11 protein-coding genes and 1 tRNA gene are annotated in these 14978 nt (G+C 61.3%); 2 read left to right on the top strand and 10 right to left on the bottom strand.

The window, feature by feature from the left end; genetic code table 11:
• Positions 1–16 precede the first annotated feature (16 nt).
• Positions 17–535: a GspH/FimT family pseudopilin gene (locus QMG46_RS09780; protein WP_281852323.1), complete on the top strand. Its 519-nt coding sequence runs from the start codon at positions 17–19 to the stop codon at positions 533–535.
• Between the two features lie 27 nt (positions 536–562).
• Here the strand turns inward: QMG46_RS09780 and QMG46_RS09775 are convergent, their stop codons facing one another.
• The 9 genes from QMG46_RS09775 to grxD form a co-directional block, all read right to left on the bottom strand.
• The gene (locus tag QMG46_RS09775) at positions 563–952 is read right to left on the bottom strand and encodes a cupin domain-containing protein (protein WP_281852322.1); all 390 of its coding nucleotides are present in this window, start codon (positions 950–952) and stop codon (positions 563–565) included.
• A gap of 176 nt (positions 953–1128) precedes the next feature.
• Positions 1129–1205, bottom strand: a tRNA-Asn gene (locus tag QMG46_RS09770).
• A 61-nt stretch (positions 1206–1266) separates the two neighbouring features.
• Positions 1267–2667, bottom strand: a complete 1401-nt coding sequence (gene ppnN, locus QMG46_RS09765) for a nucleotide 5'-monophosphate nucleosidase PpnN (protein ID WP_281852321.1) — start codon at positions 2665–2667, stop codon at positions 1267–1269.
• Positions 2668–2827: 160 nt separating this feature from the next.
• Positions 2828–6130, bottom strand: a complete 3303-nt coding sequence (locus QMG46_RS09760; RefSeq protein WP_281852320.1) for a TonB-dependent receptor — start codon at positions 6128–6130, stop codon at positions 2828–2830.
• A 322-nt stretch (positions 6131–6452) separates the two neighbouring features.
• The gene (locus QMG46_RS09755; RefSeq protein WP_281852319.1) at positions 6453–8879 is read right to left on the bottom strand and encodes a TonB-dependent receptor; all 2427 of its coding nucleotides are present in this window, start codon (positions 8877–8879) and stop codon (positions 6453–6455) included.
• A gap of 458 nt (positions 8880–9337) precedes the next feature.
• A complete protein-coding gene (locus QMG46_RS09750; RefSeq protein ID WP_281852318.1) occupies positions 9338–11056 on the bottom strand; it encodes a bifunctional ornithine lipid synthase OlsF in 1719 nt (572 codons plus the stop codon).
• A gap of 131 nt (positions 11057–11187) precedes the next feature.
• Positions 11188–11787, bottom strand: coding sequence for a YhgN family NAAT transporter (locus QMG46_RS09745; RefSeq protein ID WP_281852317.1), 600 nt, complete (start codon positions 11785–11787; stop codon positions 11188–11190).
• Positions 11788–11824: 37 nt separating this feature from the next.
• A complete protein-coding gene (locus tag QMG46_RS09740) occupies positions 11825–12604 on the bottom strand; it encodes an SDR family NAD(P)-dependent oxidoreductase (protein ID WP_281852316.1) in 780 nt (259 codons plus the stop codon).
• Positions 12601–12927: a Grx4 family monothiol glutaredoxin gene (gene grxD, locus QMG46_RS09735; RefSeq protein ID WP_281852315.1), complete on the bottom strand. Its 327-nt coding sequence runs from the start codon at positions 12925–12927 to the stop codon at positions 12601–12603. The genes QMG46_RS09740 and grxD overlap by 4 nt, the downstream gene beginning before the upstream one ends.
• 120 nt (positions 12928–13047) lie before the next feature.
• Here grxD and sodB point away from each other — a divergent pair, with 120 nt between their 5' ends.
• A complete protein-coding gene (gene sodB / locus QMG46_RS09730) occupies positions 13048–13626 on the top strand; it encodes a superoxide dismutase [Fe] (RefSeq protein ID WP_281852314.1) in 579 nt (192 codons plus the stop codon).
• Between the two features lie 217 nt (positions 13627–13843).
• On the opposite strand, the gene QMG46_RS09725 is transcribed toward sodB, so the two are convergent.
• The gene (locus QMG46_RS09725) at positions 13844–14944 is read right to left on the bottom strand and encodes a 5-(carboxyamino)imidazole ribonucleotide synthase (protein WP_281852856.1); all 1101 of its coding nucleotides are present in this window, start codon (positions 14942–14944) and stop codon (positions 13844–13846) included.
• Positions 14945–14978: the final 34 nt, after the last annotated feature.

Raw genomic sequence — 14978 nt, 5'->3', positions numbered from 1 at the left:
AGGTCGAAACGGCGGCATGACCACGGTCGAAATGGTCGTCGCATTGGCTGTGATGGCCGTCCTGACCTGCGCCGCGATACCTTCCTTTGCCGCACTTGTATCGCGAGAGCGGCTGACTGCGGCACAAACCGAGCTCATGACCAGCCTGCGTTATGCACGAGAACAGGCCAGCCGCAGCGGCCGGCGAACCATCGTCTGTCCCAGCCGAGATGGCCAGCACTGCGAGGTCACCGTGCAGTGGGAAGATGGTTGGATCGCAGGCTATGCCGAGCGGGATGCCGGTACCCATCGAATCCAAGGGGAGCCTTGGCATGCAAGCTCGGGGCATGCCAACCTAAGTATCGCCAGCTCACAGGGGCGCCGTTCGGTCGTATTCCGCGCGACGGGCTACGCAAGCGGCAGCAATATCGGCATCCTGCTTTGCGATCGAAAGCGAGCCGAACTGGCTTTGCAGGTCTTTGTCTCAAACTCAGGCCGCATTCGCGGCGCCCGAGCTACGGCCGAAGCAGCCGAGACTTGCCGCAACGAAGAATGAGTCCGGCGATCAAACCGCATGGCACATCTAGTGTGTCGCAGTCACCGTGATCGGCACAGTAATACTCGTGCCCGAGGCACCCGCATAAAAAACGATCAAGGTGGCCGATTGGTCGCCGGTAAAGCCGCGGTGCGCGTTGTCGACCATTTCAGGCAGGACCTGGCCCGCACGAATCGCCTGCTGCTGACCGTTGTCACGACGCTGAACCGTCAACTCGCCACTCAGTACATAGGCAGCGTTGATCACTGGATGGTAGTGCCAGGCCAGGGTGCTGTGCGGCGGAATATAGATTCGCAGCACAGTAACCTCCGGCTGCCCCGAGGGATAGGCCTTGTAGAGCGCTCCATCCCAGGATTTCGTCGTTTTCAGCAACGTTTCCGATACGGCATCCGCCGCCCCGCTCGGCTGCGCAAACATAAGCCCCGCGACCAGCCCTGCACACATCCGGACTCGACGCCCGATCGCCCCTGCCTGTGCCATGCCCCAGCCCTTTAGTGAATCAAGTGATGCGCAGACTCTAGCCGACACCCTATGCACTTGACGCAGACAGACAAAGCAAAAGGCCGCGATCGCTCGCGGCCTTTTGCTGAATATGGCGCCCGAAGTTGGACTCGAACCAACGACCCCCTGATTAACAGTCAAGTGCTCTAACCAGCTGAGCTATTCGGGCGGGGAGCTGCGTATTCTGCGAAAAGGGGTCGGAGCTGTCAAGCCAACCGACCCTAACTTTTTCAGCTGGCCAGCACCTTGTAGCACGGCACATAGGCCGTACCACCAGGAAGCTTCATGCGATGCTGAACGACGAAAGCCTTCAGCAGCTCGTCCAGCGCGCGCATGATGTCAGCTTCGCCGTCGATCTGGAACGGGCCTTCCTGCTCGATGGCGCGGATGCCCTCTTCCTTCACATTGCCGGCCACGATGCCGGAAAAGGCACGTCGCAGGTCCGCGGCCAGCTCGTGACGCGGCCGGTCGCGGCGGATCGCCAGCGAGCGCATGGCTTCGTGGGTCGGACGGAACGGCACCTGGAAGGCAAACGGGATGCTCAAGGACCAGTTGAAGAAGAACGCGTCCTTGTTGTCGAGACGGTAATTGCGCACCTTCTCGATGCCACGCACCATCGCCCGCGCTACCGCGGCCGGGTCGTCGACGATGATCTGGTAGTGCTGCGCCACCTCGTCGCCCAGGGTCAGGCGCAGGAAGCGGTCGATCTGCTCGAAATACGCGGCGGACTGCTTGGGGCCGGTAAAGATCAGCGGGAACGGAATGCCGGCGTTGTCCGGATGCAACAGGATACCCAGCAGATAGAGGATTTCTTCCGCCGTGCCCACGCCGCCGGGGAACACGATGATGCCGTGGGAGATGCGCACGAAGGCTTCGAGGCGCTTCTCGATGTCCGGCATGATCACCAGGTTGTTGACGATCGGGTTCGGCGACTCGGCAGCGATGATGCCCGGCTCGGTGATGCCGATATAGCGATTGTGCTTGCGGCGCTGCTTGGCGTGCGCGATCGTCGCGCCCTTCATCGGCCCCTTCATCGCGCCCGGGCCGCAACCCGTGCAGATGTCGGCGCCGCGCAGGCCGAGCTGATAGCCCACCTGCTTGGTGTATTCGTATTCGTCGCGCGAGATCGAATGACCGCCCCAGCACACCACCAGGTTCGGATCGATCTGCGGCTTGAGAATGCGCGCATTACGCAGGATCTCGAACACGGCATGGGTCAGGCCCACGGTATCGTCGAGGTCGAAACCGCCCTGCTCCAGCTGCGTCGACACGTAGACGATATCGCGTACCACGGCCACCAGCAGCTCGTTGATACCGCGGATGATCTGGCCGTCGACAAACGCCTGTGCCGGCGCATTCGACAGCTCGATCTTGATGCCGCGGTCCTGCTGCAGCACCTGGATGTCGAAATCCGGGAACTGCTCGAGAATGCCACGCGGGTCGTCGCTCATGCTGCCCGAGGTCAACACCGCCAGCGCGCAGCGGCGCAGCAGCATGTGCATGCCCGAACCGCTGGCATTGCGCAGGCGCGCCACTTCGTTGCGGGAAAGAATATCCAGGCCACCGGCGGGCGAAATACGCGCGCTGACGGTACCGGCCCGACCGGCCTTGCCGGCTTGTACTGCATTCATCACTTCATCTCCTAGGCCGCGCCCTCGCGGCTTTCTCGTCCGTAAACTTTTTCTTGGCGGACCGCTTAGCTTCTCGCGCTAGGGGCGGCACGGTCAAGCCAAAAAAAGGCCGGCACCCCTGCGGGCACCGGCCTGTCGAAGCTTCTTCGCAAGCTTTTGCTTAGAAGGTGTACTTCACCGTCAACAGGACGGACCAGCGCTGGGCCAGGTCGTCGTTGTTGTTGATATAGGTCGGAACTTCCTTGGGCGAGTACTTGCCGCCCTGGATGTAGTTGGCACAGGAAGCCGGCTTGCCGGTGCAATCGATGTTGTAGATGTACTTGCCGGTGGCCGGATCGATACCGTAGTAGTCGGCCAGGAAGCGACCACCCGGGAAGTTCACACGCTTCTCGATACCCCACTTCTTGTTCAGCAGGTTCGTGAAGTTGTAGACGTCCAGCTTGATCACGCCCTTGTTGCCCTTGAACAGGCCCGGGATTTCCTGGCTGAAGCTCAGGTCGATCTGGTTGATCCAGCCAGCTCGGTCACCGTTGCGCTGGGCCACCTGGCCCTGGTGGTCGCGCAGGTAGTCGTTCTTCTGGATGTACTCATAGAACTGATTGATCGTCGCCTGCGACGTGCCCGGACGGAACTCGACTTCACCCGGGCGCGGGATATAGACCAGGTCGTTGCTATAGCCGTCGCCATTGGCGTCGTTGCCGAAGGCCCAGCTGTACGGAGCGGCCGAGTGACCGTCGTAGAACAGGCTGGCCGAGGTGACGTAGTCGCCGAAGAACGCGTGCTGCCAGTTCAACGAAGCGATCACGCGACGCGGGATCGAGTAGTTGGACGGGCTGGCGACGTTCTCGTTGGAGTTGTAGACGTAGTTGTTGGAGTAGTTCGAGTTCGCCACCGAGGACGTACCCGGATTCACTTCCGTCGCACGGCTCCAGGTGAAGCCGACCATGCCCGACCAGTCGTTCGAGAAGGCCTTCTTCAACGACAGCGAGATGCTGTCCGACTTGCCCTTGCCGGTGTTGTCCAGGTTGATGTTCGAGCCGGAGAATCCGGTATTGGCGTTGGCGCGCGGCGACTGCGATGGCTGACCGGCCGGGGCCTTGTAGTTCGGATCGTTCGGCAAACGATAGTACGAAGCGCGGCCATCAGGCAGCGTGCGCACCGGCGCACCGAGGTTGAAGTTCTGGAACCACACTGCATCGCGTGCGTCGATATGCAGCCAGTCGGCGGTGGCGACCAAGCCCCACCACGGCAGCTCCTTGTCGATGCCCAGGCTGACCTTCCAAGCAGTGGGAATGCGCCAGCCCGGCGAAATGGTATTGACCGTCATCTGGCCACCGTTGGTGCGGCCATCAGGCTGGTTATGCGCATCCGGGCTGAACGGAGGCATCGTCGCCACCGTATTGCAGGGCGCAGCCTGTGTCGGACCGCAGGTGTACTGCGTCTGCGTCACACCGGAGTTGGAGAAGATATTGCCCAACCACACGCCCGGCTGGTTCGTCACGAACAGACCCGCGCCGCCGCGCAGCTGAGTCATGTGCTCGGTGTCGAAGTTGTAGTTGAACGACAAGCGCGGCTGGATGACGCGGTTGCCATTGATCGTGGTCTGATTCGTGCCGCCAAATGTGCTGGCGTACTTAGCGTTGTACAACGGCTTGTCGTCCATCAACGGGATGTCGACACGCACGCCGTACTGCAACGACAGGTTGTTGGTGACCTGCCAGGTATCCTGCAGGAACACGCCCCACTGGTTCAGGCTGTAACGCGCAGCGACATCGCCAAGCGACAGACCGTTGGCGGGACGGTTATAGGTGTATCGCCAGTAGTTGCCGCTGGCAAAGTTCTGCAAGCCGGTGGTGGCGCCGTTGTTGAGGTCTTCGAAGGTGTAGCTACCGAAGGCACCCTGCAGGAATAGGTTGTAGTACTTGTCCTTCTCGAAATCGACACCGAACTTCACATTGTGCTCGCCGAGGAACAGCGTGCCGGCCCAAGCCGCGTTCAAGGTTTTCACCTGGAGCACGTTGGCCTGGGTGGAGAACTCCGTGCCGAACTCGACAGCAGGACCGCTGAAATTTACCGGATAGACGGTAATGTCAGGCATGTCCACGCCGTTGTACGGGTCGCGGTTCTGCTTGAAGTCCGCATACGAGACCGTGGTATCGGACGAGAACGTATCGTTCCAATCGTCGTAGAAATGCAGCGCGTAGCTCTTGTTGTTGACCGAGGTCTTGTACCAGCCGCTCGACAGCACCAGCTTGGTCGTGCTGCCGGTGATGATCGGCTTGTTTTCCTTGGTCTGGCTATAGGTAAAACTGGCGCGATGGTTGTCGGCGATGTTCCAGTCGATCTTGCCGAGGTAACGCTTGTCGGTCAGGTTGGAATTGCCGCCGCCGATCGAACCCAGGTCCTGGGTAATACCGACCTGCCTGGCGATCTGACGGATCTGATCCACCTGCGCGGTGGTCAGGCCCTTGATCTTGGTGCCGGCATTGGAATCTTCCGGACCGAACGGGCTACCCGCGCCGATCTGGGTGCTCTTTTCGACCAAACCGAAGAAGAACAGCTTGTCCTTGATGATCGGACCACCGAACGTTGCACCGCCCGTCCAGGTGCGGTCGAAGCCCTGGTACTTAACATCCTGCTCGTTCTTGCCGATCATGTTCTGGTTCTGGAACGCGTAGTACACAGAACCGTGGAAATCGTTGGTACCGCTCTTGGTGACCGCGTTGATGTTCGCGCCCACGCCGCGACGGGTGCCCACGTCGTAGTTCGCCGGCGAGATGTTGTATTCCTCGATGGCGTCCTGCGAGATCGGCGTGCCGAGCGTCGGCAGGCCGTTGGCGTTCAGGCCGAACGGATCGTTCGCGCTGACCGAGTCGACGGTGATGTTGTTGTAGCGGCTGTTCTGGCCGGCGAGCGAAATTTCGCCACGCGCGCGATCGGTAATGGTGATGCGCGGATCGAGACGCACGATGTTCTGGATCGAACGACCCGGGGTCGGCGTGGCTTCGAGCTCACGACGCGAGACGTTGGTCGCCAGACCCTTGTTGTCCGGCGTGAAGGTCTGCGACAGCGAATTGGCCGAGACGGTGATGCCCTGCAATTCCTTCGCCGCTTCCGCGTGCGCGCCGCTCAGCGTGATGTTGACGGCGGTGTCGGCAGCCAGCTGCAGGTAGACGCCATCCTGTTCGCTCTGCTGACCATCCTTGTCGACCTTGATGTCGAACGGACCGCCCACGCGCAGACCTTGCGCGGAGTAACGGCCGCTGGCATCGGTCTGGGTGGTCTTGGTCGTGCCTGACGGAGCGTGCACGATCTGGACGTTGGCGCCGACGACCGGCTGGCCGCTTGCGTCGAGGACGCGGCCACTCACGGAAGAGGAAGTGTCCTGCGCAAGCACCGGCGACGAGGCCAGAAGCGCGGTAATAGCTAACGGCAGCACTTTCGTGCGGAGACGAAGATTCATTGAGAGATAACCCCTTAAGATTCGCAACAAAAAACCGTGGGGCCAGCTCCGGAGATCCCGTGTCTCCTCGCCATAAAGCTTAAGTGGCTGATTCCCCTAATTTTATTTGACGCTTACCGCAGCCACACACCGCAGCCGGCGCAAGAACGTCCGGGCAACTGTAGTCGTAGCATATTACAGTTTCGTAACTTTTTGACGCAATTCTCACATCGACACCTCAAGTTCTTGCTGTCAAAAGAAAAAAAACCGGCCCCTCGCGGGACCGGTTTTGGTTTCGAGACTGGGCGAGGCCTAAAGCCCCGCCGTTGTCGCCGATGGTTGCTTAGAAGAACGAAGCGCCCACGGTGATCATGAACGTGCGCGGCTCAAGCAGCGAGTACGTCGGCGTGGTGGTGAACAGCTTGACGCCATCGACGTCGCGGATCGTGCCCTTGGCCAGCGTCGCCGAGTTGGTCGCATACGTCAGCGCATGCTTGTCGGTGATGTTGGCGAAGTTGAGCTTGATGTACGGGCTGCGGAACCAGGTCGAGAAGTCGTCGAAGTGGTAACCGGTGTTGAAGTTGAAGGTGGTGTAGCCACCGTTCTTCTCCGTGTTCATGAAGTCGCCGTAGAACGAACCGTGGAAGCTCGCACCAAGGCTGGCCCAGAACGGACCGTTGTCGTAGCTCAGGACCAGGTGACCGATGTTGCGCGGCGCATTGATCATGTCCTTGCCGATGGTCGGGTAGATACCGTCGTCACCAGCGTTGAAGTTGCTCTCGAGCTTGGACTGCGTGTAGGTGTACGAACCGTACAGCTTGAAGTTCGTGAGGAACTTGATGCTGGCTTCGGCATCGAAACCCTGCTGCTTCACGCGGCCGATCTGGGTCGAGTAGCTCTCGCCGGTATCCTGGTCGAAGCCGTTGACCACGCGGTTGCTGAAGTTGGCGCGGTAGATCTCGGCGCTGGCCGAGAACGTGTCGTTATAGAAGCGCCAGCCCAGATCGTTGTTCCACGACTGCTCGGGCTTGTTCGACGGGCGGCCGGTAACCAGGTTCAGCGACACCGAAGTGTTCTGCGGTGCGCGGTAGGTTTCGCCCACGCCGTAGAACAGCTGGTTGTTCTCGTCGATCTGGTACTTGATGCCCAGCGCCGGCGTGACCTTGTGGTAATCGCGGTCGAAGTTGCCACCGAAGCCCGGCGGATTGAAGCCACCCTGGTTGCCCGGGTACTCATACGCAAAACCCGAACGCTCGGCATGCAGGTACGCCGCGCCCAACTGGAAGGTCCACTGGTCGGTCGGGGTCCAGGTGTCGGTAACGAAGACCTTTTCGTTTTCGGTCTTGGTGAATTCGTTGTACAGCGACTGGATCTGGCCGTTGGGGTAGTAAACGTAGTTCGAATCGCCCCAGACGTTGTCCGGCGTGCCGGTCAGGTAATTGGCCGTGCTGTACGGTTCGCCCTGCTCCTGGCGAGTGCGCTCATACCACAGGCCGTACTCGAGGCTGTTGTTCATGCTCAAGTCCTGGTTGAACTTGAACAGGATGCCCGGGCGGTAAGTGGTGCTCTTGCTGAAGGAGTAAACCAGCGCCTTCTTGCCATTCGGGCCGGTGACGATCGCGCCGTCCTGGTTCAGATCCTGGTGCGCATTCTCGTTCTGGTTCTGCGTGACATTGGTGGTTTCGGCGAAGAAGCTGCTGCCGCCGCCCGAACCGCCGTCGCCGTACTGGAAGTACGGGACCACCGACAGGCGCAGGCTGTCAGCCAGCTTGAACTCGCCGTCCAGGCTGAACATGTAGTTGGTGAAATTGTTGAGGTGCAGGCCGTAGTAGTTCGTATCGTTCGACTTCGGCTTGTAGGTTTCGTCCCAGTCCAGGAAGTAGTTGCTCTGCTCCTGAGCCTTGGTCAAGAAACGATACTGGTCGCGGGTTTCGCGGTTGTACTGCAGCGAGGCGCTGACCGAGTTGTTGTCATCGATCGTCCACAGTGCCTTGCCGTCGACCTTGCGGATTTCCAGGTCGCCCGCACCGCGCCACTTGTCGACCTTGTTGTCCGAGAACGAGATCCACGAGCGCACCGGACCGAGGTCGCCAGTGTTCAGACGAACAAACGTGCGGTGGTAATCATGCGAGCCGTAGGACTCGGTGATGTCCACGCCGGCCTTGTGCGACGGATCGATCGTTGCCCAGGCAATGTGGCCACCGGCGGCGCCCGCATCGGGCATGTCCAGGTCCGGCGTGCCCTGCAGCACGGTGATGTCGCCGACGTTTTCCGAGTCGCCGTATTCGCTGGCGAACACGGCGTAGCTGCCGGAGTCGTTGATGGGCGCGCCGTTGACCGTCACGCCGATTTCGTTCGACTGGAAGCCGCGGATCGAGTAGTTGCCGTCCGACAGGCCGGTGACGTCGTCGGTCGACGAGTTCACGCCCGGAATGGTCGAGATCAGCTGGGTGAAGTTGCTGCCGGGGCCCGCCTTGACGATGGCATCGCGGGTAATCGTCGACACCGCCTTGGGCGCCGTCTGCACCGACATCAGGCCACCGCCGAGCGACAGCGAATCGGCACTGACCTGCACCGCACTGAGCTGCTGCACGCTACGCAGCGTGGCGTTGTCGTTGGTGGTGTTGGAGGTGCTCGACGCATTGGCGTTGCCACGCTGAGCGGCAACCGTGCCGACAGCCGGCTTGCGACCGCTCTGCGTATTTTGATCGGCAGCATCCTGAGCCACCGCCATGCTGGCGGACATAGCGAAGACAACGGCGATTGCCATAGAAAGATGGGTTCGTTTCATTTTTTAAGTCCAACATTCCAAGGTGGTTGAATTAGCCGGCCGCAACTCTCGGCCGAATGCGCGGAATGAGCTGATGCCCCTCGCCAGAAGGGAACCCTGTCGCATTCATGCAAGCCCAAACCTATTGCAGACCCCAAAGCGCCCAAAGGCCGCCCTACAAAGCCTCGCAAGTATTTGCAAGTAAACGTAATTTCATGCCGTTTAACGTAATTTTAAACGTTTATTCCGGGCGTAAAAAAACCCGATCAGTGACGATCAGGCATGAACTTACGAATTTAGCTTCCCACTCCGTAATTCCAATTCCCTATAAATCGGAAATCACGGCCGCGCTTTGCAATTACACTACCATGGTCACATACAAATTTGACAGTATCTTTACTACTGCGTCACGCGTCACAGGGGGCAGGAACCTACCCCCATATCGCGAAAGCTAACGCTTATTCCGCCGCCTTGCCGAGATAACGTGCGCGCTTGGCTGGTTTGAGGTTGTCCAGGTCCAGCATGACCAGGCCGTCCACGCAGCCCGAGAAGCCCGGGTCTTCGCCGAAGCCAAGGAACTGCACGCCTTCGGGTTCGACCAGGTCGACATACTGGCGATACAGCACAGGCAGGCTCACACCCAGCGCATCCAGATGATGCTTGAGCTTGCCCAGGCCAGCGGTGGAGTCCAGGCCCTCGAGCGCGTGGCGCACCAGGTCGATGACGTCCTGCGATACCACGAACGGCTGGCGCGCCGAAGCCAGCCCGGATACGCCGAAGTAATGCTGATAGGCCGCGGCAATCCACTCGCGCGCCTCGCGCGGCAGGTTGACCGACATGCTGACCGGGCCGAACAGGTAGCGCAGCTCCGGATGGCGCTGCAGGTACAGGCCGATGCCCTGCCACAACTGGTCGAGCGCACGCGAGCGCCAATAGGCCGGCGCGATAAAGCTGCGTCCCAGTTCCAGGCCCTGCGCCAGGCGCGATTCCAGTGCCGGCGAGTAATGGAACAGGCTGGACGTATAAAGCCCGGCCATGCCGCGTTCGCCAATCAGGCGACCACCGTGACCGAAACGATACGAACCCACGACGTGCAGGGCCTTCGGATCCCACAGCACCAGGTGCTCGTAATGCGGGTCGTACGCGTCGAGGTCGCGGCGTGCGCCGGTACCCTCGCCCACCTTGCGGAAGGTCAGCTCGCGCAGGCGGCCGATCTCGCGCAGTACGGCGCTGTCGGCCGCACCCTTGAATAGCAGGATCTGCTTGCCATCGTTGAGATCGGCCAGCTTTTCAGCCTGAGCCGCCAACTCGGCGACGATACGCTCCGTAGGCTCCGGATGCGCCAGCGGCGCCTGGCCACCGAAGATCAGGCCACGGCGGCGACCAATGCGATACACATGGCGACGCATCAGCTTGGCGGCTTGTTCGGGCGAACCGCCGCTGCGCTCGTTCAATTCTTCCGCGTCGATCAACTTGCCCACGCTGAAGGCGATACGGCGCTTCATGCGCGACACCGCTTCGCGCGGCAGCATCGCCGTGCTGAGCGGCTTGGCCAGCATCGACACGCCATAGAACATGGCCGAATTGCGCGCGGCCACATGGACCGGCAACACCGGCACCTTGGTGCGCAGCGCCAGGCGCGCGAATCCATCGGACCAACGTCCGTCACGCACGCCCGCCGGCCCCATGCGCGACACTTCGCCCGCCGGGAACACGATCAAGGCTTCGCCGCGATCCAGGGCGCGATAGACGTCCCGCAGGCGCGACGTGGCGCCCTTGCCGAACACGTCGACCGGCAGCAGCAGCTTGTTCAGCTGCGGAATCATGGTCAGCCAGTCGTTGGCCAGGATGCGCACATCGCTGCGTACCGAGCCGACCATCTGCAACAGCGCCAGGGCATCGAGCATGCCCAGCGGGTGATTGGCAACGATAAGCACGCCGCCTTCGAGCGGGATGTTCTCGCGCTCGCGTGGATTGATCCGGTAACTGGTGCCAAGCACGTCCAGGGCACGCTCGACATAGTCGAAGCCCTCGAACGCCGCGCAGTGTTCCATGGTCCGGTTAAACCCGGCTTCGTCAGCCAAGCGACCCAACATGCCTGCCATGGGGCGACGGATTTTGGGATGCTGGGCCAGCCAGGGCAGACGTTCTGTAAGTGTCTGTTCAATGCTGAGCATGACCGCCTCCTTAAGGACTATAACGATCCTGGGGGCGGATTATGACAGCATGGTGATGTTGGTGGGACTAAGATTTTGCGATCGCGTAAAAGGTCATGTTTGAAACGTTCTGCCTTTCGCAAAAACCCTGGCTAAACCGTTAAATGCAGGTAAGCGGCAATGCCGCCCAGGAACATCTGCACGGACAGTGCAATCAACAACATACCCATCACACGCTCCAGCGCGGTGAGCACGCTTTCGCCCAGGTAACGGAACAGATAGGTCGAACACAGCAGGATGACCGAGGTCGCCAGCCAGGCGCCCAGCAAGGCGATGGCCCAGTCGGCCGTGCGGCCCGGCTGGGTATTGGTCAACAGCAACAGTGCGGCCATCGCCGAGGGGCCGGCCACGCCCGGAATCGCCATCGGCACGATGAAAGGCTCGCCCTCGCCGGGCTTGCCGAAGATGCCGCCACCATCGGCCGGCGGAAAGACCATGCGAATACCGATCAGGAACAACACGATACCGCCAGCAATACTGATCGACTCCTGCCGCAGCTGCAGCAGCCGGAGAATATGCGTACCGCCGATCAGGAACACCAGCAGCACGCCGAGCGCGATCAGCAGTTCGCGCACCAATACCCAACGGCGACGCTTGGGCGCGACGTCCTTGAGCAGGCTGAGGAAAATCGGGATATTGCCGAGCGGGTCCATGATCAGGAACAGCAGGATCGCTGCCGACAAGGTCGTCATCTGCGTTTCCACGATCAGCGCCCCCCAGCAGTAGCGATCAAGACGATGTTTCCCGGCGCAGATCCAGCACCTTGCCGCGTGCCGGCATGCCGGCGGCGCTGAGCAGGTACACCACGGCGTCGGCGGTCGCGTCGGGCAATGGCTGGATCGTCGTGTCCTCGCCGAAATACGCCTGTCGCCGGATCGCCGTGCGCATCGGCGCCGGCAGTATCGCGTGCGTACGCAGCGTACTCTGGTCGGTTTCCTGATGCAGGATTTCCACCAGCCGCTCCAATGCCGCCTTGGATACGCCATAGCCGCCCCAGTGCGCGCGGCCGAGCAGCTCGGGATCGTCCAGCACGAACACCACCGCGGCGTCCTTGGCTTCCTGCAGCAGCGGCATGCACGCCTGGGTCAGCGCAAACGGCGCCGATACATTGACGTGCAGCGCGCGCAGCCAGTCGTCGGGCTTGTGCATCGCCAGCGGGGTCAGGCCGGCGAAGCTCGCCGCCGTGTGCACGATGCCGTCCAGACGTCCGAAATCGCGCTCCAGGCCTTCGGCCATGGCCGTGTAATCGCGCGGCGTAGCCACTTCCATATCCAGCGGGTGGATAATCGGCTCGGGCAATTGCTCGGCAATCATCGCGTCGTAGAGTTGTTCGAGCTGACGCTTGCGCTTACCGGTGATGACCACGGTCGCGCCTGCACGCGCCGCGGCGCGCGCGACAGCACTGCCGAGCCCGCCGTAAGCACCGGTGACCACGATGACGCGACCGACCAGGCTGGCCGGCGCCAGTTGTTGCCAGTCGGCGGGGAATTGCACGCTGGCCAGACTCATCCGGGTGACGCTCCACTTACATCGGCGACCATGCGTTCGAGTTCGCCCGCGTTTTTCAGATCTTCGACAATGTCGCAACCACCGATCAGCTCGCCCTGGATAAAGAGCTGCGGAAAGGTCGGCCAGTTGGCGTAGTGCGGCAGCGCCGCACGCATTTCCGGGTCGGCCAATACATTGACCGCATGGAAATCCGCCCCTGCCGCCTTCAACGCCTGCGCGGCGCGGCTGGAAAAGCCGCACATCGGGAATTGTGGCGTGCCCTTCATGAAGAGCACGATCGCGTGCTCGGAGAGGACAGCCTTGATTCGTTCGTTAACGTCCATAGCTTCGGATTTCATCATTACAATGCACGAAGATCGGTAGTGTATCAGTCGAACCACGGCGGCCGTTCGGCCGTGCCGGTCCGACTCCCCTCTAGCCCATAAGCCAAGGAGCCATCAGACATGGCGATTGAACTCCCCGCCCTGCCCTACGAAAAGAACGCCCTGGAACCGCATATCTCTGCGGAAACCCTGGAATACCACTACGGCAAGCATCACCAGGCTTACGTCACCAACCTCAACAACCTGATCAAGGGTACCGAGTTCGAGAACGCGGACCTGGTCGACATCATCAAGAAGTCGTCCGGCGGCGTGTTCAATAACTCCGCCCAGATCTGGAACCACACCTTCTATTGGCACTCGCTCAAGCCCAACGGCGGCGGCGAACCGACCGGCAAGCTGGCCGATGCCATCAACAAGGCATTCGGTTCGCTGGAGAAGTTCAAGGAAGAGTTCACCAAGTCCGCCGTCGGCAACTTCGGCTCGGGCTGGACCTGGCTGGTGCAGCGTCCGGACGGTTCGCTGGGCATCGTCAACACCAGCAATGCCGCCACGCCGATCACCGGCAGCGACAAGCCGCTGCTGACCTGCGACGTGTGGGAACATGCCTACTACATCGACTATCGCAACGCGCGTCCGAAGTATGTCGAGGCTTTCTGGAACCTCGTGAACTGGGACTTTGCGGCGAAGAATCTGGCGTAAGCGCCGGGTGACGAGAAACGGGGCCGGCAACGGTCCCGTTTTTTTGTGCATTGTTGGGTGTTCCCGCGAGCACCCCGCCCCCTCACCCCAACCCTCTCCCCCCGGCAAAGCCAGGGGAGAGGGAGCAGATCGAGAGAGCCTCATTGTTTCGCACTTGCGCAACTTGCTCCCTCTCCCCTGGCTTTGCCGGGGGAAGAGGGTTGGGGTGAGGGGGGCTCTACGTCTGCGCAAACACAGCCAACGGCTGCACCTGCTCATCACGCTTCAACACACGCGCAATATCACCTGCACGTTTGACCAGCGTCCCGGCATCCACCGCACACACCGTCGCATGCCCCACCTTGCGGCCAACGCGCGACTGCTTTCCATAGTCATGCCAATGCGCATCGGCCATGGACAACACGGGGGTCGGATCCGGCAGCTCGCCAATCCAGTTGAACATCACCGAAAACCCGCGCGCCGACGTATCGCCCAACGGCAAACCCAACACCGCGCGCACATGGTTTTCAAACTGACTGGTCACCGCACCTTCGATCGTCCAGTGCCCGGAGTTATGCACGCGCGGCGCCATTTCGTTGCCGAGCAATTGGCCGTCCTTGACGAACAACTCCAACGCAAACACACCGACGTACTCGAGACGTTCGGCAAGCGTGCGCGCTAGATCGGTAGCGCGCGTCTGCAACGCGTCGATATCGGTCGCTGGCGCAAGACTGAGCGACAACACACCATCGGTGTGCCAGTTCTGTGTCAACGGCCAGGTGCGGAAATCGCCATCGCGGCTGCGCACGGCAATCACCGAAAGCTCGCGCTCGAACGGCACGAAGGCTTCGAGGATCAGGCCATGCGCCGAGGCCTGCGCACCCAGTGCTTCCCACGCCGCATCGGCATCGGCCAAAGCGCGAATGCGGAACTGTCCCTTGCCGTCGTAGCCGAGCCGGCGCGTCTTGAGGATCGCCGGCGCGCCGATCGATGCGAGTGCGCGATCCAGATCGTCGCGCGTATCGATAGCCATGAATTCGGGCGTACCCAGCCCGCACTCACGAAACAGCGTCTTCTCGGCCAACCGGTCCTGCGCCACAGCCAAGGCACGCGGCGCCGGAAACACATCGACCTTTTCGGCAAGCCGGTGCGCGGTTTCGGCCGGCACGTTTTCGAAATCGAAGGTCACTACATCGACCTGGGCCGCAAAGCGCTCGAGCGCGTCGTAGTCGGTCCAGTCGGCGGCAATCAGCGGAGCCACCTGGCCGGCACAGGCATCGGGAGCACTATCGACGACAAGGGTCTTTACGCCGAGCGGCGCGGCCGCGATGGCCAACATGCGGGCCAGCTGACCGCCTCCCAAAATGCCCAGT

The sequence above is a fragment of the Dyella sp. GSA-30 genome, from assembly GCF_027924605.1.
GTDB lineage: Bacteria > Pseudomonadota > Gammaproteobacteria > Xanthomonadales > Rhodanobacteraceae > GSA-30.
The sequence above is the reverse complement of the archived record's forward strand: the minus strand, read 5'-3'. Positions and strand labels throughout refer to the sequence as shown.

Bases quoted from the DNA above. Each gene is read 5' to 3' on its own strand.
- sodB (WP_281852314.1), top strand. From the start codon at position 13,048: ATGGCGATTGAACTCCCCGCCCTGCCCTACGAAAAGAACGCCCTGGAA.
- QMG46_RS09775 (WP_281852322.1), bottom strand. From the start codon at position 952: ATGTTTGCGCAGCCGAGCGGGGCGGCGGATGCCGTATCGGAAACGTTG.
- grxD (WP_281852315.1), bottom strand. From the start codon at position 12,927: ATGGACGTTAACGAACGAATCAAGGCTGTCCTCTCCGAGCACGCGATC.
- ppnN (WP_281852321.1), bottom strand. From the start codon at position 2,667: ATGAATGCAGTACAAGCCGGCAAGGCCGGTCGGGCCGGTACCGTCAGC.
- QMG46_RS09780 (WP_281852323.1), top strand. From the start codon at position 17: ATGACCACGGTCGAAATGGTCGTCGCATTGGCTGTGATGGCCGTCCTG.
- QMG46_RS09725 (WP_281852856.1), bottom strand. From the start codon at position 14,944: ATGTTGGCCATCGCGGCCGCGCCGCTCGGCGTAAAGACCCTTGTCGTC.
- QMG46_RS09760 (WP_281852320.1), bottom strand. From the start codon at position 6,130: ATGAATCTTCGTCTCCGCACGAAAGTGCTGCCGTTAGCTATTACCGCG.
- QMG46_RS09755 (WP_281852319.1), bottom strand. From the start codon at position 8,879: ATGGCAATCGCCGTTGTCTTCGCTATGTCCGCCAGCATGGCGGTGGCT.
- QMG46_RS09745 (WP_281852317.1), bottom strand. From the start codon at position 11,787: ATGACGACCTTGTCGGCAGCGATCCTGCTGTTCCTGATCATGGACCCG.
- QMG46_RS09750 (WP_281852318.1), bottom strand. From the start codon at position 11,056: ATGCTCAGCATTGAACAGACACTTACAGAACGTCTGCCCTGGCTGGCC.
- QMG46_RS09740 (WP_281852316.1), bottom strand. From the start codon at position 12,604: ATGAGTCTGGCCAGCGTGCAATTCCCCGCCGACTGGCAACAACTGGCG.